17 protein-coding genes are annotated in these 19484 nt (G+C 67.3%); 7 read left to right on the top strand and 10 right to left on the bottom strand.

Annotated features, from left to right (window positions below; genetic code table 11):
- The first annotated feature begins 16 nt into the window (after positions 1-16).
- Entirely contained in the window at positions 17-1201 is a 1185-nt protein-coding gene (locus ACFYLW_RS01510; protein ID WP_390182555.1) for a cell wall hydrolase, read from the top strand.
- A 391-nt stretch (positions 1202-1592) separates the two neighbouring features.
- On the top strand, positions 1593-1913 hold the full coding sequence (locus tag ACFYLW_RS01515; protein WP_390182557.1) for a hypothetical protein: 321 nt from the start codon (positions 1593-1595) through the stop codon (positions 1911-1913).
- 118 nt (positions 1914-2031) lie between these two features.
- Here ACFYLW_RS01515 and trxB read toward each other — a convergent pair whose 3' ends face one another.
- Entirely contained in the window at positions 2032-3039 is a 1008-nt protein-coding gene (gene trxB / locus ACFYLW_RS01520) for a thioredoxin-disulfide reductase (protein WP_313105516.1), read from the bottom strand.
- A gap of 69 nt (positions 3040-3108) precedes the next feature.
- Here trxB and ACFYLW_RS01525 point away from each other — a divergent pair, with 69 nt between their 5' ends.
- Positions 3109-3405 carry a hypothetical protein gene (locus ACFYLW_RS01525; RefSeq protein WP_292083625.1) on the top strand — a complete coding sequence of 99 codons (297 nt, stop codon included), beginning with the start codon at positions 3109-3111 and terminating at the stop codon, positions 3403-3405.
- Between the two features lie 49 nt (positions 3406-3454).
- On the top strand, positions 3455-4960 hold the full coding sequence (locus ACFYLW_RS01530; RefSeq protein WP_390182558.1) for a DUF389 domain-containing protein: 1506 nt from the start codon (positions 3455-3457) through the stop codon (positions 4958-4960).
- On the opposite strand, the gene ACFYLW_RS01535 is transcribed toward ACFYLW_RS01530, so the two are convergent.
- The 9 genes from ACFYLW_RS01535 to ACFYLW_RS01575 form a co-directional block, all read right to left on the bottom strand.
- Positions 4961-5992, bottom strand: a complete 1032-nt coding sequence (locus tag ACFYLW_RS01535) for a mitochondrial fission ELM1 family protein (RefSeq protein WP_390182559.1) — start codon at positions 5990-5992, stop codon at positions 4961-4963.
- Positions 5983-6456, bottom strand: a complete 474-nt coding sequence (greA, locus tag ACFYLW_RS01540) for a transcription elongation factor GreA (RefSeq protein ID WP_292083622.1) — start codon at positions 6454-6456, stop codon at positions 5983-5985. Before greA ends, ACFYLW_RS01535 begins: the two co-directional genes overlap by 10 nt.
- A gap of 153 nt (positions 6457-6609) precedes the next feature.
- Positions 6610-6813 carry a hypothetical protein gene (locus ACFYLW_RS01545; RefSeq protein WP_292083620.1) on the bottom strand — a complete coding sequence of 68 codons (204 nt, stop codon included), beginning with the start codon at positions 6811-6813 and terminating at the stop codon, positions 6610-6612.
- Positions 6814-6881: 68 nt separating this feature from the next.
- On the bottom strand, positions 6882-7550 hold the full coding sequence (locus tag ACFYLW_RS01550) for a glutathione S-transferase (RefSeq protein ID WP_390182560.1): 669 nt from the start codon (positions 7548-7550) through the stop codon (positions 6882-6884).
- Positions 7551-7589: 39 nt separating this feature from the next.
- Positions 7590-7883: a DUF1294 domain-containing protein gene (locus ACFYLW_RS01555; RefSeq protein ID WP_292083618.1), complete on the bottom strand. Its 294-nt coding sequence runs from the start codon at positions 7881-7883 to the stop codon at positions 7590-7592.
- Between the two features lie 82 nt (positions 7884-7965).
- The gene (gene carB, locus ACFYLW_RS01560) at positions 7966-11265 is read right to left on the bottom strand and encodes a carbamoyl-phosphate synthase large subunit (protein ID WP_390182561.1); all 3300 of its coding nucleotides are present in this window, start codon (positions 11263-11265) and stop codon (positions 7966-7968) included.
- Positions 11266-11274: 9 nt separating this feature from the next.
- Complete coding sequence (locus ACFYLW_RS01565) at positions 11275-11553, bottom strand: ribonuclease E inhibitor RraB (protein WP_292083616.1); 279 nt, start codon at positions 11551-11553, stop codon at positions 11275-11277.
- 215 nt (positions 11554-11768) lie between these two features.
- Positions 11769-15092, bottom strand: coding sequence for a TonB-dependent receptor domain-containing protein (locus tag ACFYLW_RS01570; protein WP_390182562.1), 3324 nt, complete (start codon positions 15090-15092; stop codon positions 11769-11771).
- A 238-nt stretch (positions 15093-15330) separates the two neighbouring features.
- Positions 15331-16038 carry an HAD family hydrolase gene (locus ACFYLW_RS01575; protein WP_292083614.1) on the bottom strand — a complete coding sequence of 236 codons (708 nt, stop codon included), beginning with the start codon at positions 16036-16038 and terminating at the stop codon, positions 15331-15333.
- Between the two features lie 132 nt (positions 16039-16170).
- Between ACFYLW_RS01575 and ACFYLW_RS01580 the strand changes: the two genes are divergently transcribed.
- The 3 genes from ACFYLW_RS01580 (at position 16171) to carA (ending at position 19440) form a co-directional block, all read left to right on the top strand.
- A complete protein-coding gene (locus tag ACFYLW_RS01580) occupies positions 16171-16884 on the top strand; it encodes an SDR family NAD(P)-dependent oxidoreductase (RefSeq protein WP_390182563.1) in 714 nt (237 codons plus the stop codon).
- Positions 16885-16893: 9 nt separating this feature from the next.
- Complete coding sequence (locus ACFYLW_RS01585; protein WP_390182565.1) at positions 16894-18189, top strand: amino acid permease; 1296 nt, start codon at positions 16894-16896, stop codon at positions 18187-18189.
- A gap of 87 nt (positions 18190-18276) precedes the next feature.
- Positions 18277-19440 (top strand): glutamine-hydrolyzing carbamoyl-phosphate synthase small subunit, encoded by a 1164-nt coding sequence (gene carA, locus ACFYLW_RS01590; protein WP_390182567.1) that lies wholly within the window; start codon positions 18277-18279, stop codon positions 19438-19440.
- Positions 19441-19484: the final 44 nt, after the last annotated feature.

Here is a 19484-nt window from a genome sequence, read left to right on the forward strand (position 1 = left end):
GCACATGGGACGCTGGATGCTGAAAGGCCGCCTGCCACAGCTGAAGACGACCGGACGCCGGGCCCTCGCCGCGGCGCCCATGGCCGTGGCCGTCAGCCTAGCGGTCATGGGCCTGGCCATGTCGGCCAGCTCCAGCGTGCGCCCCGATCTGGACCGCACGGCCGAGGCCGTGGCCCGCGCCACCGGCGGCGACCTGACCCCGAACGGTCTGAAGCTGATCATGGCGCGGCTGGACCCCGGCCAGCTGGCCATCGCGCGGCGTTTCGATCCGGCGCTGAACCAGCCCGAACTGTACGGCCTGACGCCGGGGTGGGAGAGCCTGTCGCTGGGCGGCAAGCCGTCGCTGGACGCGGGCGTTTCCGGCGTCGCCGCCCAGCAACTGAACGCGGCCATGCCCAACGCCTTCGGCGCCTTGCAGCCGGCCAGACCCTTCGATCTGCGTCCCGCCACCGAGGCGGACCGCAAGCGCGCCCTGCGCTGCCTGACCCAGGCCGTCTATTACGAGGCGGCGCTGGAGCCGACCGAGGGGCAGGAGGGCGTGGCCCAGGTGGTGCTGAACCGGGTGCGCGATCCCAACTATCCCGCCACGGTCTGCGGCGTGGTCTATCAGGGCGCCGAGCGGACCACCGGCTGCCAGTTCAGCTTCACCTGCGACGGCGCGCTCAGCCGCGCGCCTATCCCCTGGGCCTGGAACCGCGCCGCCCGCGTGGCCGAGCGCGCCCTGGCCGGCCATGTGGCGACGCGCGTCGGCACCGCGACCCACTATCACGCCGACTACGTCCATCCCTGGTGGTCGCCGACCCTGGCCAAGATCACCCAGGTCGGGGCGCACATCTTCTATCGTTGGAAGGGCGCGCCGGGGGAAAGCGCCGCCTTCGTCCAGAGGTCGGCGGGCCGCGAGCCCGTGATCGACGAGGCTCGCTTCGCCCGGCCCCGCATCCTTCTGGCCACCGCCGCCGACAGCGTCGAGGAGGCCCTGGCCGGCGCCGCGCCGAACCAGCTGCGCACCGTCGAGATCAACGGCCAGACCCGCGTCGTCGGCGTCGCCAGCCTGGGCGGCCGTCGTCAGGCCAGCAAGGACGAGATCGCCGCCATCAACGAGCGGCTGAAAGCTTATGAAGCCCCGGCCGTCACGGTGGCGCCGCCCCCGCCGGGCGTCACCGCCATGGCGGTCGAGGAAGTCGGCAAGCCGGCGGCCTAGCCCGAAGGCTGTCGCTTTGAAACACCGCTAAGGGTGGAAAGCGGACTTTGCCGCTGATACGCATGTGGGCAATGCCACTTACGGAGACTGCGAATGTGGGAGGCTGCTCACATTGGAACTGAATGCGATCAGTTCGAGATTGGAGGAGTTTCGGTCTGGGATGCTCGCTGGCAGTCAACTGGCGAGAGTGTCGAGTTGCCTCACCCAAGCTACCCCAACCAACGCTACCGTTTCTCCATCTACGAACTTGAGAGCGACGGTAACCTGAAACGATTGGCGGCAGGGGAGTTGTCCGCTGGCGTCTACGGCTTCTACCGTCAGACTTGACCGATGCAGAGGGTGGGGGGCGCTATGGGTGGAAAGCGGACGTTAGACCAGCCAGACTGTTGGGATGAAATGGAAACCTGATGATCTTGGGGTTTGGCTGAGCGACGTTGATGTCAACGGCCTGTCGGACTCTGAGGCAGAAATCCTCGCGCAGCTTGATCCCTCCTCAGACGAGGGGCTCGATCAGATCGTAAAAGACTGGATCCGGCCTCGTTTTGAGAAGTGGGACGCGCAAAACCAGAGCGAGATGCTCGCCATTTTGGCTCAATCGGGCAATTGGGGCACGAGGCAACTCGCACCGGTATTCGAGCAGTTTGCGTTTCCCGGAGCCGATATCGATTTCGGCCATTTCATCGATGCGCTTAGGCGGCATTTCCTAACCTGAAGGTCTGCTCAGGGTCGAAAGCAGACATTCACCAGCAGGCGTCTTTCGGACGTCGCCGTTGGCGCGTCGACGCGCCGTAGCCCACCCTCCCGGAAGCGGGGGGATGGGCTTGCGAGGCCTACCAGGCGCCGATCTTCTCGGCTTCCTTGTGGCTGATGGGGTTGTGGGCGGCCTTGTGGTCTTCCTCGGCCAGGAAGCGCGCGGCTTCCAGGGCGGCCATGCAGCCCATGCCGGCGGCGGTGACGGCCTGGCGATAGACGTCGTCGGTCACGTCGCCGGCGGCGTAGACGCCCTCGATGGCGGTCGAGGCCGTGCCGGGCTTGACCCGCAGATAGCCGCCGGAGTTGATCTCCAGCTGGCCCTTGAACAGTTCCGACGACGGGGCGTGGCCGATGGCGATGAAGACGCCGTCGGCGGGGATTTCCGACAGGTCGCCGGTCTTGACGTTCTTGAGCCGCACGCCGGTGACGTTGCGGGCCACGCCGTCGACGACGCCGAGGATTTCATCGACCGTCACGTCCCAGATCACCTCGATCTTGGGGTGGGCGAACAGGCGGTCCTGCAGAATCTTCTCGGCGCGGAACTCATTCTTGCGGTGGATGACCGTGACCTTCTCGGCGAAGTTGGTCAGGAACAGGGCTTCCTCGACGGCGGTGTTGCCGCCGCCGACGACCACGACCTGCTTGCCGCGATAGAAGAAGCCGTCGCAGGTGGCGCAGGCGGAAACGCCGAAGCCCTGATAGTCGGCCTCCGACTCCAGTCCCAGCCACTTGGCCTGGGCGCCGGTCGAGATCACGACCGTTTCGGCCAGCAGCTCCGCGCCGCTGTCCAGCGTCAGGCGGAAGGGGCGCTGCGACAGGTCGGCCCTGGTCACGATGTCGTGGATGACCTCGGTCCCGACGTGCACGGCCTGGGCCTGCATCTGCTCCATCAGCCAGGGACCCTGGATGGTCTCGGCGAAGCCGGGATAGTTCTCGACATCGGTGGTGATGGTCAGCTGGCCGCCGGGTTGCAGGCCGGCGATGACCACCGGGTTCAGCGAGGCGCGGGCGGCGTAGATGGCGGCGGTCCAGCCGGCGGGACCGGAACCGATGACGGCGAGGCGGACAGTACGAGCTTGGGTCATGGCCCTATTTAGGCGCTGATTCCCCGAAGCGCGATGCTAGGCTGCGGGTTCTGCACGGGGGATTTGATCATGAGCAACAAGAGCGCGGCCTTTCTGCCAATCGGAATCGGCCTGGGCGTCGGCATGGGCACGGCCCTGGGCGTGGCGACCGACAACCTGGCTCTGGGCCTCTCGCTGGGCGTGGCCATCGGTTCGGGCCTCGGCGTGGCTCTGATGGGGGCCGCCAATGTGAAGGCGCAGAAGGACAAGACGGCGTCGGACGGTTCGCCGATGGTGTCGGACGGCGGGGCTTCGACGTCGAGCGGCGGCCACTGCGCTCCGGGCGCCGACTGCGGCGGGTCCGACGGGGGTGGCGGCGGCGATTGACGGGCCTCCTCGTCGGGGCTCATCCTGCGCCGAGGAACGAGGTTACGCCATGCCTGCCGCCGCCGATCCGATCCGCGAGACCCGCAGCTATGTGCGCCGCGTGCTGGCCTATGCGCGGCGCGGCGTCGATCAGGCGGCGGTCGAGGCCTCGGTCTATGACAACGGCGGTCTCAGCGGCCGCTATCTGATGATGACGGTGATCTCGGCGGCCATCGCCGTGCTGGGGCTGATGCTGTCGTCGCCGGCGGTGGTCATCGGGGCCATGCTGGTCTCGCCGATGATGGGACCTATCGTGGCCCTGGGGTTCTCCTTGGCCCTGCTGGACTGGGCGCGGCTGAAGCAGTCGCTGACCTGTCTGGTGGTGGGCATGGCCGTGGCCTTGGCGGTGGCCATCCTGCTGACCCTTCTGTCGCCGTTGAAAGAGCCGACCAGCGAAATCCTGGCGCGAACCCGGCCCAACTTCTTCGACCTCCTGATCGCGGTCTTTTCCGGGGTGGCCGGGGCCTATGCGGTGGTGCGTCAGCGCGGCGAGACCATCATCGGCGTGGCCATCGCCACCGCCCTGATGCCGCCGGTGGCGACGGTGGGCTTCGGCATCGGCACAGGGGACCTGTCGATCTCGATCGGCGCCTTCTATCTGTTCATGACCAACCTGCTGGCCATCGCCCTGGCGGCGACGCTGACGGCGGGCTTCTTCGGGTTCCGCCCCCGGTTGATGGAACGGCCGTCGCCGTGGCGCGGGATCGCCGTGCTGGCCGTCTTCGTCTTGCTGTCGATCCCTCTGATGATCTCGCTACGCGCTATCGGGCTGGAGAGCCAGGCCACGGCCGAGACGCGGACGGCGGTGGCCGACATCTTCGCGGGGTCGGATGCGCGCATCACCCTTCTGGACGCCCGCAGCGAGGGCCGGGGCGTCACCGTCTCGACCCTGGTCAGCACCCGCAAGCTGGTCGTTGACGCGCAGACGCACCTTCAGAACCGCCTGTCGGCGGCCCTGCACACGCCGGTCACGGCGACCCTGGACCAGATCGTCGTGGCCGATCCCCAGGCGGCCTCGCGCGCGGTTCAGGCCAGCGCCGGCTCGAACCCGGATCCGACCGCGACCTTGCGCACCCGCCTGTCCGAGGCCGTGCCCTTCGCCACCGACGCGGTCATGGTGGACGCCGAGGGCCGTCGGGCCATCGTCCTGCTGCGGCCGGACGCGGGCCTCGATCTGGCCAGCGCCTATGCGCTGGAGGCGGCGCTGCGCGGCCGGTTCGAGGGGGTGGACGTCTGGGTCACGCCCCCGGTGCAGGAATTGAAGACGGTCGATCTGGGCGACGCGGGCGCGCGGGCGCGGGCGGTCTGGGCCCTGAAGCGTTGGCGCGCCAGCCCGGCCCTCAGCGACTGCCGCCCCGCGCCTGGCGCGGCGGCCATCGAGGGCCAGGCGCCGTCGCCGAACACGGGCGAGGCCTTCCGGGCCCAACTGGCGGCGGCGGGCGTCTCGATCCGTGATGAAGAGGGGCCGGCCTGCCTGCGCGGAGACGAGAACCTGGCGCGACTGGACCTTGGCTGATCAGCCGCGCGCGGCCATGGCCTCCAGCACGGCGCGGGCCGCCCGCTCGGTCTCATTGAGCGGGGCGTAGGTCCAGTCGTCCAGCGATCCGTCGAAAGACCGGGCGGCGCCGTGAGCGGCGAGGTCGGCGTGCAGTCGGGCGAACTTGCCGGCGGGCTTCAGCGCGATCATGGGCAGGATGTGGACGGGCTTGCCGGTCGAGGCGGCCTCGGTCGCCATATTGGCGCTGTCCTCGGTGACCAGGACATGATCGGCGGCGGTCAGCATGGCGAACAGGGGGTTGTCGCCGGTTCCGTCCCAGATCCAACCGGGCAGGGCGGACAGGCGCTCGGTCATCACTCTCTTGGCGGCGTCCGGCGTGCGACGCGAGAAGGTCAGCAGCAGCGACCCCTTCGCCGCCTGAACCGCCGTCTTGATCTGGTCGGTCAGGGCGGCGGCGTGGGCCTCGGGCAGGTCGAAGGCCTTCGACTTGCCGCCGATCATGACCGTGACGCGCGGGCGGGGCAGGGCCTCGATCCGGTCGGCGAAGGCGGGCGCGGCCTCGGCCAGCCGCTGCGGCGTGATGCGGTGCGGGCTGCCGATGATCTCGAAGACATTGTCGCCCGACAGGCCGTCATGGGCGGGGGCGACGATCAGGTCGTAGGCGCTGTTCTTCCAGCGCGGGTCCTGGGTCTGGACGGTGAAGGTCTTGCCGCCGCTCCACTCGCGGACCTTGGCCGACAGGGGCAGGCTGGCGCGGCCCGTGGCGATCCACAGATCGGGCCAGTCGGTCGTGGCGCGCGGATCGAACGAGCCCGGCGCCAGCATGGCGGGGGTCTTCAACCCCGAGGGCCAGCGGTCGAACAGCGGGCGCCAGCGGACGGTCTTGATGGCGATGTCGGCGGGCGTCAGGCGGGCGACCGCCTCGGCCAGGCCCAGGGCCTGGTTCTGGATGCCGGTCCGGCCGTCGGACACCACCCAGATGGACAGAGGGCGCGCGGCGGAACCGCGCGCCCCTGTGGCGTCCTCGTGAGGAGGCGAGCTTACTTCCACTCGACCTTGAGGATCTCATAGGCCTTCACGCCGCCGGGCGTGTTGACCTCGACCACGTCGCCGACTTCCTTCGAAATCAGGGCGCGGGCAATCGGCGAGGCGATGGAGATCTTGCCCGACTTCACGTCGGCCTCGTGCTCGCCGACGATCTGATAGACGCCCTCTTCCTCGGTGTCCTCGTCCACGAAGGTGACGGTGGCGCCGAACTTGACCTGGCTGCCCGACAGCTTGGTCACGTCGATGACCTGGGCGCGCGACAGCTTGTCCTCGATCTCGGCGATGGAGCCTTCGATCCAGCCTTGGCGTTCCTTGGCGGCGTGATACTCGGCGTTCTCGGACAGGTCGCCGTGCTCGCGGGCCTCGGAGATGGCCGCGATGACGCTCGGCCGTTCGACCTGCTTCAATTGCTTCAGTTGTTCGTCGAGGACACGGTAGCCCTCGGCCGTCATCGGCACTTTTTCCATTGTGTCGTGAGTTTCTTGTTTCGCCCGGAGACTAAGGAGAGACGTTTAATCGGCACAGTCACGGTCACGGGGCGCGCGTGATCGGGCAAAGAGGGTAGGGCGCCTGTTCGCCAAACTCAAGTAGGACGACGGGCGCACAGCCAAGCTGCGACGTCAGGGCTCCTGTCGCATCGGGCGACGACCCCGTTCACGGCTCAGCCAGCGCCGCAGGGCGGTCCAGACGATCAGCCCCAGGGCCGCGCCGGCGACCAGGACGAACAGGACCGAGATCATGCCCACCCCCGCCGCGATGAAGGCGATGACCAGGCAGACAGCGGCGACGAGGGCCGCGACGAGGGAGATGACGCACAGGCGCATGGGGGCGTAAACGCCGTCGCCGGGGCGGGGTTTCAGCCTCGCGAAGCCGTGATCATCGACCGCCGCGATCAGGCGTAGGCGTACTCTCCACCGCGCTCCAGGGCGCGTTTCCAGGCCGGGCGGGCGTGAATCGCCTTCAGGAACAGGGCTATGTTGGGATAGGCCGCCAGGTCGATGGCGCGGCTGGCGGCGGCCTCCAGCGGGAAGCTCATCATGATGTCGGCGGCGCTGAAGTGCGGCCCGGCGAACCAGCCGGTGGCGGCCAGTTCGGCCTCCTGCCAGTCCGCATGGCTCTTCAACTGCGGGTCGATGAAGGTACGCTGCGCCTTGGCGGCGATGCCGTTGACGAGGGGGCGAACCAGACCCGGCGCGCGTTTCGGCAACTGGCTGAAGACGAGCTTCAGCAGCAGGGGCGGCATGGCCGAGCCCTCGGCGTAGTGCAGCCAGTAGCTGAAGCGTCGTCCGTCCGCCGTGCCGCGCGTCGGGCGCAGTCGCCCCTCCGGATCATAGGCGTCCAGCAGGTATTCGATGATGGCGCCCGTCTCGGCCACGCGGATGTCGCCGTCGTCCAGCACCGGCGACTTGCCGAGCGGATGCACCGCCTTCAGCTCGGGCGGGGCCAGCATGGTGGCCGGGTTCCGCTGATAGCGTTTGATCTCATAGGGCAGACCCAACTCCTCCAGCAGCCAGAGCACACGCTGCGAGCGGGAGTTGTTCAGGTGATGGACGACGATCATGGGACGGGCTCCGTCTGATGAAGGCTCAGCTTGGGCGCTTTACGTCGGGTCCGTCCAGAGGGGGCAGGCGAGCCAGAGGACCAGGGCGCTCAGCAGGAGCAGGACGTGAAGCGTCAGGATCAGGCCCAGCCAGGCGGCGAACGGCTGCTTGCGGGTCTTGTGCCGCAGCAGTCGCTGGCCGAGCCCGGCGCCGAGGCCGCCGAACAGGGCGGCGGTCAGCAGTGTGCGCTCGGGGATGCGGCGTCGGCCCGATCGGGCCCGCGTCTTGTCGATGGCGAACAGGCCGAAGGCGATCAGATTGGCGATGGAGAGGGCCAGCAGGATCAGGGGCATGAGGCCGCTTGTGTCATGGGGCGCACGAAAAAGCCCCCGGCGTCGGAACGCCGGGGGCTGATTTTCACGACTGGGCCGAGGCTCAGTTGTAGGACTGCACCGGGCGGACATCCAGTTCGCCGGCGCGGATGGCGGCGATGCCCTGGGCCGCGGCCAGCGAACCGGCGGCGGTGGTGTAGTAGGGAATCTTCATCATCAGGGCCGTGCGGCGGATGGAGAAGCTGTCGGCCAGGGCCTGCTTGCCGTCCGTGGTGTTGAAGACCAACTGGACCTCGCCGTTCTTCATGGCGTCGACGATGTTGGGGCGGCCTTCCAGCACCTTCTTGACCAGACCCACCTCGACGCCCTGCGACGCCAGATAGTCGTGGGTGCCCGAGGTGGCGATCACCGAGAAGCCCTGCTCCAGCAGGGAACGGACGGCCTCGACGATGAAGGGCTTGTCGGCTTCCTTGACCGAGACGAAGGCGCAGCCCTCGGTCGGCAGGACGGTGCCGCCGCCGATCTGCGACTTGGCGAAGGCGCGGGCGAAGGCGGGGGCCAGATCGGCCTCGCCCTCACGTTTCCAGTCCAAGCCCATGACCTCGCCGGTCGAACGCATTTCCGGGCCGAGGATGGTGTCCACACCGGCGAAGCGGGCGAAGGGGAAGACGGCTTCCTTGACCGCGATATGCTCCAGTTCCTTGTCCACCAGACCGAAGCTGGACAGCTTCTCGCCGGCCATGACCTTGGCGGCGATGGCGGCGACCGGCTGGCCGATGGTCTTGGCCACGAAGGGCGCCGTGCGGCTGGCGCGCGGGTTCACTTCCAGCACGAAGATGCGCGGGTTTTCGCTGTGCGGCTCCTCGATGGCGAACTGCACGTTCATCAGGCCGCGCACCTTCAGGGCCTTGGCCATGGCGGTGGTCTGACGCTTCAGCTCAGCCACGATCTCGGGGCGCAGCGAGAAGGGCGGCATGGAGCAGGCGCTGTCGCCCGAGTGGACGCCGGCTTCCTCGATGTGTTCCAGCACGCCGGCGACGAAGACGGTCTCGTCGTCGCACAGGGCATCGACGTCCACCTCGGTGGCGCGGTTCAGATAGTGGTCGATCAGGACCGGATCGTCGCCCGAGACGCGCATGGCCTCATGGACGTAGCGGTCCAGCTGCTCGCGGTCGTGGACGATCATCATGCCGCGGCCGCCAAGAACATAGGAGGGGCGCAGCACGACGGGATAGCCGACTTCCTCGGCCTTCTGCGCGGCTTCCTCGGCGCTGCGGGCCAGACCGTTGGGCGGCTGTTGCAGACCGATGGCCTGCAGCATCTGCTGGAAGCGCTCGCGGTCCTCGGCCAGGTCGATGCTGTCGACGCTGGTGCCCAGGATCGGCACGCCGTCCTCCTGCAGGGCATGGGCCAGCTTCAGCGGGGTCTGGCCGCCGAACTGAACGACGACGCCGATCAGGTCGCCCTTCGAGCGTTCAACGTCGATCAGCTCCAGCACGTCCTCGGCCGTCAGGGGCTCGAAGTAGAGGCGGTCGGAGGTGTCGTAGTCGGTCGAGACGGTCTCGGGGTTGCAGTTGACCATGATCGACTCGACGCCGATGTCCGCAAAGGCGAAGGCCGCGTGGCAGCAGCAGTAGTCGAACTCGATGCCTTGGCCGATGCGGTTGGGACCGCCGCCGAGGATGATGGCCTTCTTCTTGTCCGACGGCGCGGCTTCGCACTCGGGGATCTGGCCCAGGGCGCCGGTCTCATAGGTCGAATACATATAGGCCGTGGCCGAGGCGAACTCGGCGGCGCAGGTGTCGATGCGCTTGAAGGTCGGGCGGACCTTCAGGGCGCGGCGGGCGCCGCGCACCTCGGCTTCGGTCTTGCCGGTCAGGGCCGCCAGGCGGGCGTCGGAGAAGCCCTTGGCCTTGAGCTTGCGGAACTCGGTCTCCGTCGCGGGCAGGCCCTGGACGCGGACGTGGCCCTCGGTGCGGATCAGGTCAGCGATCTGACGCAGGAACCAGGGCTCGTAGAAGCAGGCGGCGTGGACTTCCTCGACCGTCAGGCCGTGGCGGAAGGCCTGGGCGATGACGCGGATGCGGTCCGGCGTGGGCTCGCCCAGGGCGCGGATGACGGCGGCGCGGGCGCCCGCGTCGTCGTCGGCGTCGGCGACGCCCTCGATCTCGATCTCGTCAAAGCCGTTCAGGCCGGTTTCCAGACCGCGCAGGGCCTTCTGCATCGACTCCTGGAAGGTGCGGCCGATGGCCATGACCTCGCCGACCGACTTCATGGCCGTGGTCAGATGGGGTTCCGAACCCGGATATTTCTCGAAGGCGAAGCGCGGGATCTTGGTGACCACATAGTCGATGCTCGGCTCGAAGCTGGCCGGCGTCACCTGGGTGATGTCGTTCTGCAGCTCGTCCAGGGTGTAGCCGACGGCCAGACGGGCGGCGACCTTGGCGATGGGGAAGCCGGTGGCCTTGGAGGCCAGGGCCGAGGAGCGCGACACGCGCGGGTTCATCTCGATGACGACCATGCGGCCGTCGGCCGGGTTGATCGCCCACTGGACGTTGGAGCCGCCGGTCTCGACGCCGATCTCGCGCAGGACGTTGATCGAGCCCGTGCGCATCAGCTGATATTCCTTGTCGGTCAGCGTCAGGGCCGGGGCGACGGTGATGCTGTCGCCGGTGTGGACGCCCATAGGGTCCACGTTCTCGATGGAGCAGATGATGATGCAGTTGTCCGCCGTGTCGCGGACGACCTCCATCTCGTATTCCTTCCAGCCCAGCACCGACTCCTCGATCAGGACCTCGGTGGTCGGCGACAGGTCGAGGCCGCGCTCCACGATCTCGTGGAACTCCTCGATGTTGTAGGCGATGCCGCCGCCGGTGCCGGCCAGGGTGAAGCTGGGACGGATGATGGCGGGCAGGCCGACAAAGGCCAGGGCGTCGTCGGCTTCCTCGATGTGGTGGATGGCGCGCGAGCGGGGCGATTCCAGACCCAGCTTGTCCATGGCGTCGCGGAACTTCTGACGGTCCTCGGCCTTGTCGATGACCTCGGCCTTGGCGCCGATCATCTCGACGCCGTACTTGGCCAGGGCGCCCGAGGCGTTCAGGGCCAGGGCCGTGTTCAGCGCCGTCTGGCCGCCCATGGTCGGCAGGAGGGCGTCGGGACGTTCCTTGGCGATGATCTTCTCGACGATGTCCGGTGTGATCGGCTCGATATAGGTGGCGTCGGCCACCTCCGGGTCGGTCATGATGGTGGCGGGGTTCGAGTTGACCAGGATGACCCGGTAACCCTCGGCCTTCAGCGCCTTGCAAGCCTGAACGCCGGAGTAGTCGAACTCACACGCCTGGCCGATGACGATCGGGCCGGCGCCGATGATCAGGATGGACTTGATGTCTGTGCGCTTGGGCATCGGCGTTACTCAGTTCGTCACGACCGCGCACTCCCAGCCGTCGTAATCGAGCTGGAAGGCCGCGGCCCAGGATTGCATCATGGCCGACACAGGCGAAAACGACGCCTCATCGACCGGCATGGTTGTTTCCAGAACGGTCATGTCGCCCTGGCCCCGAGTCAGAAAACCCGCACGACGCGCGACCTCGCAGAGATCGCCGTGCGCATCCTCGTCGCCGTAGAAATAGAACAACGTATGGCGCGGGGTGATCCCGCTGTCGCCCTGCTCGGCCAGAGCAGCGCGCACCATAGCATCCTTTTCCTCGTGACTGTTCAGCGCCGGGCTCCACGCGCGCGAAGAAACCGGACGCAGGGCGAGGCCCGCGACCGATCCGTTCAGGTTGTCGGTTAAGCGGCCCGTTTAGAGAGCCGGACCCCCGCTGGCAAGACCCGGAAAGCCTTGCAGCAGGCAAAGAAAAAGGGCGGCCCTCGCGGGCCGCCCTTCAACCTGTCTTCAGACCGGAATTACCAGGGACGGTAGTTCAGGCCGACGAAGAAGCGACGACCATAGGGGTCGAAGTTCGAGTACAGGGTGGTGCCCAGGTAGGACGGCTGTTCGGCGTCGAACAGGTTCACCACGCCGGCGCGAACCGACAGATCGTCACGAACGTTCCAGCGCACCGTCACGTCGTTACGCACGAAGTTCTCGGTGTCCAGTTGGTCCGAGGTGCGCGAGTCGGCGTTCAGCACCCAGTCGCGAACCTGGACGATGTCCTGGGCGGCTTGCCAGTCCGCCGTCCAGTTGACGCTCCAGACTTCGTTCGGCGTCCAGGTCAGCGACGAGGACAGGCGAACGCGCGGGTAACCATTGCCGGCCGTGACCAGGGTGCTGGCCAGTTCGTCATAGTCGCCGGGGTCGGCTTCGTTCAGGAAGTTCTTCTGCTCGATCAGCCAGTTGCCCGACAGCGAGTAGTCCAGAACGCCCCAGTTGCGGCCCAGCATCTCTTCGAAGTCGAAGCTGTAGCGCGCCGTGACGTCCAGGCCGCGGGTTTGCAGCTTGGCGTAGTTCAGCGAACCCTCGATGAAGCCGCCCACCGGGTCGCCGTTGGGGGCGCCGATGCCGAACTCGATGTTCGGGTTGTTGCGGAAGATGGTCGAGCAGGCCGCCTCGTTGAGGCTGTCGCCGTTGACACAGTTTTCCGCCGCCGTCTGGGCCGACACCGCAGCGATGACCTGTTCGATCTCGATCTCGTAGTAGTCGAGGACCAGCGAGAAGTTCGGGATGAAGCGGGGCTTCAGCACCGTCGAGAAGGTGAAGCTGGTCGATTCTTCCGGCTTCAGGTTCGGGTTGCCGCCGGCCGAACCGGAGATGCCCGAGGTGTAGGTCGGGTTGAAGTCGTCGGCGTTGGTGGCGGTGGCGCCGGCGAAGTCGAAGGTCAGGCCTTGCTGCGCCGCCAGGGCGGTGCAGTTCTTGATGCGGTTGGCCTTCTTGTCGGCTTCGGAGACCGCGGCGATGTTCAGGGTCGCGCACGGATCGACGATGTTGTTCAGGAAGGTTTCGCTGAGCGGCGAGAAGTTTTCGCCCAGGTCAGGCACCCGAACCGAGGTGTTGTAGCTGGTCTTGAAGCTGATGTCCGGGATCGGACGATAGACCAGGTTCACGCCATAGACATCGACGTTGCCCACGGTGGAGTAGTCGGCGTAGCGGTACGAACCGCTCAGCTCGGCGTACTCGCCCAGGAAGCTGTCGCGGAACAGCGGGATCGACAGCTCGGTGAAGACTTCCTTCGACTCATAGGAGGCTTCCGGGAAGTCCGGGCCCGAGTTCAGGAACAGCAGGCGGCCGTCGGTGTCGCGATCGCGGCCGGTGGCCTCGGTCGTTTCCTTGCGGTACTCGCCGCCGATGGCCAGGCCGATGGCGCCGGCGCCCCAGAAGTCCCACAGGTTGCCCGAGACCGAGCCCAGGAACTGCCGCTGCTCGTTGCGTTCCGTGATGCCGATGACGGCGTCGACGTACTCAAGAGCTTCGGCGCTCTGGTTGCCCTTGCCGAAGATGTTCAGCGGGGTGCACTGCGAGATCGAGTCGCGACCGTACTGGGTGTCGCGCAGATCGCCGCCGCGTTGCGGGTCGCCCAGGGCGCCGTTCGGCACGCCTTGAGCGTTCAGCAGCTGGACGCGGCAGACGATTTCGCCAGCCTTGCCGTTGACGAGGCCGGCGGTGTCGACGACGGCGTCAGCCGCCAGGGCGAAACGTTGACCATCGACGCCGCGTTCGCGGTTTTCGATCTCGACCTTGCCGTAGGTGTAGCCCAGATCCCAGGCGATGTCCTTGACGAAGCCGAGCTGGTCGAAGTCGCCGCGGGCGCCGACGACGTAGCGCTGCAGTTCACGCGTGTTGTCCTGGGTGCGGTCGGGACCGAACAGGGTGTGGCGGGCGTTCTGCAGGGCGATGCCCGGCAGGGCCTGGCCGGCCGCGTCGGCCGTCGGGCGGCTGTAGGGCGTGACGACGTTGGTGCGGATGGCTTCCTTGACGATCGACGGCAGGAAGGCGTTGTCGTCCCAACGCAGGTCGAAGTTGTTCACCGCGTAGATCGGGTTGGCGGTGTTCGCGTCGTAGGAGTTGACCAGGTCGACGTCGAAGAAGGTCGGCTGGCCGCGGTCGAAGGTGTCTTCCGTGACGTACTTGGCTTCGCCGTACAGTTCGATGTTGTCGGTCAGCTTGAAGGTCGAGCCGACCTGATAGCGTTGCGACTCCGAACGCGGGACGCGCGAACCGGTCGAGAAGTCGGCCGGGTTCTCACCGTCGCCGCCGATGTTGTAGGGGCGGTTGATGCCGGTCTCGCCGACGCGTTGACCGAAGTTGGCCAGGCGAGCGCCGCCGTTTTCGTACCAGAAGGTCTTGCCGGGCGCGACGCCGAAGCAGTTGGCGCTGTACGAGAACTCGCCGCCGGGGAAGCAGTCAGCGTAGGCGACGTTCGGGTTGGTCAGGTCGCTGGGACGCTGGACGTTGGCCAGGGTGGTCTGACCCCAACGCGGAATGTCCAGACGCTTCACGCCGGTGAAGACGTGGGTGTCGATGCGGCCGTCGTACTGGGCGTTGGTCGGATCGGCGTCGATGCCCAGGCGAACGGGAGCGCGACGGATCCAGTCGATGTCCATCGAGGTGACTTCGTCGATCTGCTCGTATTCAGCGTGAGCATAGACGTTCAGACGGTCGTCGAAGAAGTTCTTGCCGATCAGGGCCGAGACGCGCTTGTTGGCTTCGCCGCCCTGGTTGATCATGCCGTAGTTGGCGTCGATCTCCAGACCTTCAAAGTCCTTGCGCATCACGAAGTTCAGCACGCCCGAAACGGCGTCGGCGCCGTAAACCGACGAGGCGCCGCCCGTGACGATCTCGATGTTCTGGATCAGCAGGCGCGGGATGGTGTCGATGTCGACCGACAGCGAGCCGCCGGCCGAACCGACGTGGCGGCGACCATCGACCAGGGTCAGGGTGCGGTTGGAGCCCAGCGAACGCAGGTTCGGCAGCGACAGGCCGCCGTCGCCCAGGTTCGAGCCCGTCGTGTCCGACGGAACGACCGAATTGCCCAGGGCCGGGATGGTGGCCAGATAGTCCATGACCGTCGTCTGGCCGGTGGTCAGCAGCGCCTCGCGCTGGACTTGGATCAGCGGGGTCGGCGCGTTGGTCGGATCGCGGCGGATGCGCGAACCCGTGACGACGATCTCGCCCACTTCGGTGGCGACGTCTTGCGCGACCGGCTGAGCAGCGTCGGCCGACTGGGCCATCGCCGGAGCCGTCAGCGCGAAGGCGCTCACCAGAACCGTGGAACCGAGGAGGAAAGCTCTCATTACTTTAATACACCTGACACAAAAAAGCCGGAAGCGGTCACACATTCCCCCGGCTGTGACCGAAATTGGGCTAAACCTGCCTAGGTTTGGTCAAAGTGTGGATGAGATGACACCTTGTGGTCGTAGTGGTGCAAGCAAGACACATTTGAGACGATCTCGGTCTCAATATTTGGTGTCACGACGTTCACTGAATTGAATGCTGTGAAATGGGCGATTTTCATTCGAAGATCGTCGATATTTATCTGGATTGTTCCATCGCGGCGATCCAGTCGGGCAACTCGGCGATGCGGCTGAGAGAGACGTAGCGCGGGTGTCCTTCGGGCGCGTCGGCCAGTTCGTGAGCCCAGGTGATGTGGTAGGGAATGTGGGCGGCGAAGGCTCCGGCCTCGATGGCCGGCAGGACATCGGACTTCATGGAATTGCCGGCCATCACCGCCTCGGCGGCGCCGCTGCCGTGCAGGGCGAAGGCGCGGTCATAGGTGGAGCGGTTCTTCTCCGACACGATCTCGACGGCGGCGAACAGGTCGCCGAGACCCGAGGCCGCCAGCTTGCGTTCCTGATCCATCAGGTCGCCCTTGGTGATCAGGACCAGGCGGTATTTCTCGGCCAGTTCGGCCAGGACTTCGTCGACGCCGGGCAGGGTCTCGACCGGATGGGCCAGCATCTCGCGTCCGGCGGCCAGGATCTCGCGGATGATGTGCGGCGGGGCGGCGCCGTCGCACAGCTCCATGGCCGTCTCCAGCATGGACAGGGTGAAGCCCTTCACGCCGTAGCCGTAGAGACGCAGGTTGCGCTGCTCGACCTCGGCCAGACGCCCCATCATCACAGGCTCGTCGGCGTGGTCGGCCAGCAAGTCCACGAACCGCTTCTGGCTGAGGCGGAAGATGGTCTCGTTGTGCCACAGGGTGTCGTCGGCATCGAGGCCGACGGTGGTGATGGTCGTCATGGGAGCGTCCGGGTCAGGCGGTGTTTAGGCTGGGCGCTTCCTAGACCCCCGCTGATGGCGAGGGTAGGGCGCCGGCCGGTCCAGCGCCGGCTCGGCGACGTATTTCTTCCCGACCAAGGAAGGGCGAAGGCCATGATCAAGGGTTCGGCGATCATCGTGGGCGTGTCGGGCGGCGTGGGACGGGCGCTGGCGCAGCAACTGGGCCATGCGGGCGACCGCGTGGTGCACGGCCTGTCGCGCACGCCGGTCGCCCCCATCGACGGCGTGACGCACGGTCTTCTCGATCTGGAAGACGAGACCGGCCTGGCCGCCGTCGCCGCGCGCATCGCCGGGGGGCCGGCGCCGACCCTGATCGTGGTGGCGACCGGGGTGCTGCACTCGGGTCAGACGCCGGAACGCAGCTGGCGCGAGCTGTCGGCCGATCATCTGATGCGCGACTACCGGATCAACGCCGTGGGACCGGCCCTGGCGGCGCGTTACTTCCTGCCCCTGCTGACGCGCGATCAGCGGGCGGTGTTTGCGGCCCTGTCGGCGCGGGTCGGTTCCATCAGCGACAACCGGCTGGGCGGCTGGCACAGCTATCGCGCGTCCAAGGCGGGGTTGAACATGATCCTGAAGACCCTGTCGGTGGAACTGGCGCGCACCCATCCGCAGGCGGTGGTGGCGGGCCTGCATCCGGGCACGGTGGACACGGCCCTGAGCGCGCCCTTCCAGCGCGGGGTCAAGCCCGATCAGCTGTTCTCCCCGGCGTTTGCCGCGGCCAGCCTGCTGACGGTGATCGAGGGCCTGACGCCGGCGGACAGCGGCGGCGTATTCGCATGGGACGGCGCGCGGATTCCCGCGTAAAGGGCGGGCATGACCCAGACGGAAATCCTGCCTGACCCGCCGCACCGCATCGGCTGGGCGCTCGCCGCCCTCGTCGTGGCCGGCAACATGATCGGTTCGGGCGTCTATCTGCTGCCCGCCACCCTGGCGCCGACAGGCAGCAGCAGCATCATCGGCTGGCTGATCTGCGGTCTGGGGGCCGTGACCCTGGCCCTGGTGTTCGGCGGTCTGGGCCGGATGCAGCCGGACGCCGACGGCCTGTCGGACTTCACCCGGCGCGGCATGGGGCGGTTCATCGGCTATCAGACGGGGCTGGCCTACTGGGCCGCCTGTCTGGCGGGCAATGTGGCCCTGGCGGTGGCGGGCACGGGCTATCTGGCCTTCTTCATTCCAGCGCTGAAAGAACCGCTGTGGGCGGCGGTCAGCAACCTAGCCCTGATCTGGCTGACCTCGGCGGCCTATGCCTCGGGCGCGCGGACGGCGGCGCGTTTTGGCGCCATCACCCTGGGCCTCGGCCTGATCCCCATTGTTCTGGCCATCATCGCCGGGGCCATGGCCTTCAGCGGCGACACCTTCGCGGCCTCGTGGAGCCCCGGCGACCAGCCCTTGCTGAAGACCGTCCCGGCCTCGCTGGCCATCATCTTCTGGGCCTTTCTGGGGGTCGAGAGCGCCGCTGCCCTGTCCGGCCTGGTCAGGAACCCCTCGGTCGACGTGGGCCGCGCTTCGCTGGGCGGCGTCGCTCTGGCCTTTATCGTCTATGTCGCGGCCAGCGTCGCTGTCTTCGGCGTCATTCCGGCCGACGTCCTGGTTCATTCGACCAGCCCCTATGCCGATCTGGTGGCGCGGGTGATGGGCTCGTCGGTGGCCGGTCTGGTCGCGGCCTGCGCGGTGATCAAGGTGCTGGGCACCATCGCCGGCTGGACCATGCTGGCGGGCGAGACCTCGCGCGGCGCCGCCGAGGCCGGCTGGATGCCGCGCTGGTTCGGCGGGGCGCAAAAGGGCAAGACCCCGCTGAGCAACCCCATCCTCAACTGCGTCGTCATGAGCGTCATGGTCATCGCCAGCGCCCAGCCGACGCTGGGTCAGCAGTTCGGCGTCCTGATCGGCGTCACCTCGGTGCTGACGCTCTGCCTCTACGCCCTCTGCTCGGTGACGCTGTGGAAGCTGACCCGGAAGGCCGGATGGCGCGCCCTGGCCGTGGTCGGCGTCGTCTTTTCGGCCTTTGCGGTGGCGGCGGCGGCCGGCGGCTACATCCTGCCCAGCGTCGGCTTCTTCGCCCTGACCAGTCTGGCGTGGATCTGGGTGCGCCAGGGACAGAAGGTATAAAGGTCCAAGGGCGGTTGACCCCGCCCCGGCATCTCTTTAGTGACGCCGCCGTTTGTCTGCCCGTATTCATTGTTAGGAGCCTGCGCCATGACGACCCAGATTCTGTCCGGCGCCACTGGCGTCCTTGCGCTCGCTGACGGCACCATCCTGCAAGGCATTGGAGTCGGCGCGGTCGGTTCGGTCCTCGGCGAGGTGGTCTTCAACACTTCGATGACGGGCTATCAGGAAATCCTGACCGACCCCTCCTACATGAGCCAGATCCTGGCCTTCACCTTCCCCCACGTCGGCAATGTCGGCGTGAACATGGAAGACGTGGAGCAGATCGGCGGGGCGCCCGAGCGCGCGGCCCGCGGCGCCATCTTCCGCGACGTGCCGACCGAACCCGCCAACTGGCGCGCCACCGGCAGCCTGGACGCCTGGATGAAGACGCGCGGCGTCGTCGGCCTGGCCGGCATTGATACGCGGGCCCTGACCAAGATCATCCGCGACAAGGGCGCCCCGCACGCCGTCATCGCCCACAATCCCGAGGGCCAGTTCGATCTGGACGCCCTGGTGGCCCAGGCGCGCGACTGGAAGGGTCTGGTCGGCCTGGACCTGGCCAAGGACGCCTCGACCACCCAGGCCTTCGACTGGACCGAGGGTCTCTGGGACTGGCCGGCCGGCTACGCCACGCCGGGCCTCGGCGACAAGTCGGTGGTGGTCATCGACTACGGCGTGAAGCGCAACATCCTTCGCGCCCTGGCCTCGACCGGCGTCAAGATCACGGTGGTGCCGGCCGACACGACGGCCGAGGCCATCCTGGCTCGCAATCCGGACGGCGTGGTCCTGTCGAACGGCCCGGGCGACCCGGCCGCGACCGGCGTCTACGCGGTGCCGGAAATCCAGAAGCTGGTCGCCAGCGGCAAGCCGGTCATGGGCATCTGCCTGGGCCATCAGATGCTGGCCATCGCGCTCGGCGCCAAGACCGTGAAGATGGATCAGGGCCACCACGGCGCCAACCACCCGGTCAAGGATCTGACCACGGGCAAGGTCGAGATCGTGTCGATGAACCACGAGTTCACGGTCGACCGCGACAGCCTGCCCGAGGCCGTGGTCGAGACCCACGTCAGCCTGTTCGACGGCACCAACTGCGGCATCGCCCTGAAGGACAAGCCGGTGTTCAGCGTGCAGCACCACCCGGAAGCCTCGTCGGGCCCCACTGACAGCCTTTATCTGTTCAACCGCTTCATCGAGACGATGAAGGGCGCCTGATATCGCCCGTTCGCGCTATCTGAACTGGCTGGGCGCGGTTCTGC

The sequence above is a fragment of the Brevundimonas sp. NPDC007368 genome (genome assembly GCF_042869015.1).
Classification (GTDB): Bacteria; Pseudomonadota; Alphaproteobacteria; order Caulobacterales; family Caulobacteraceae; genus Brevundimonas.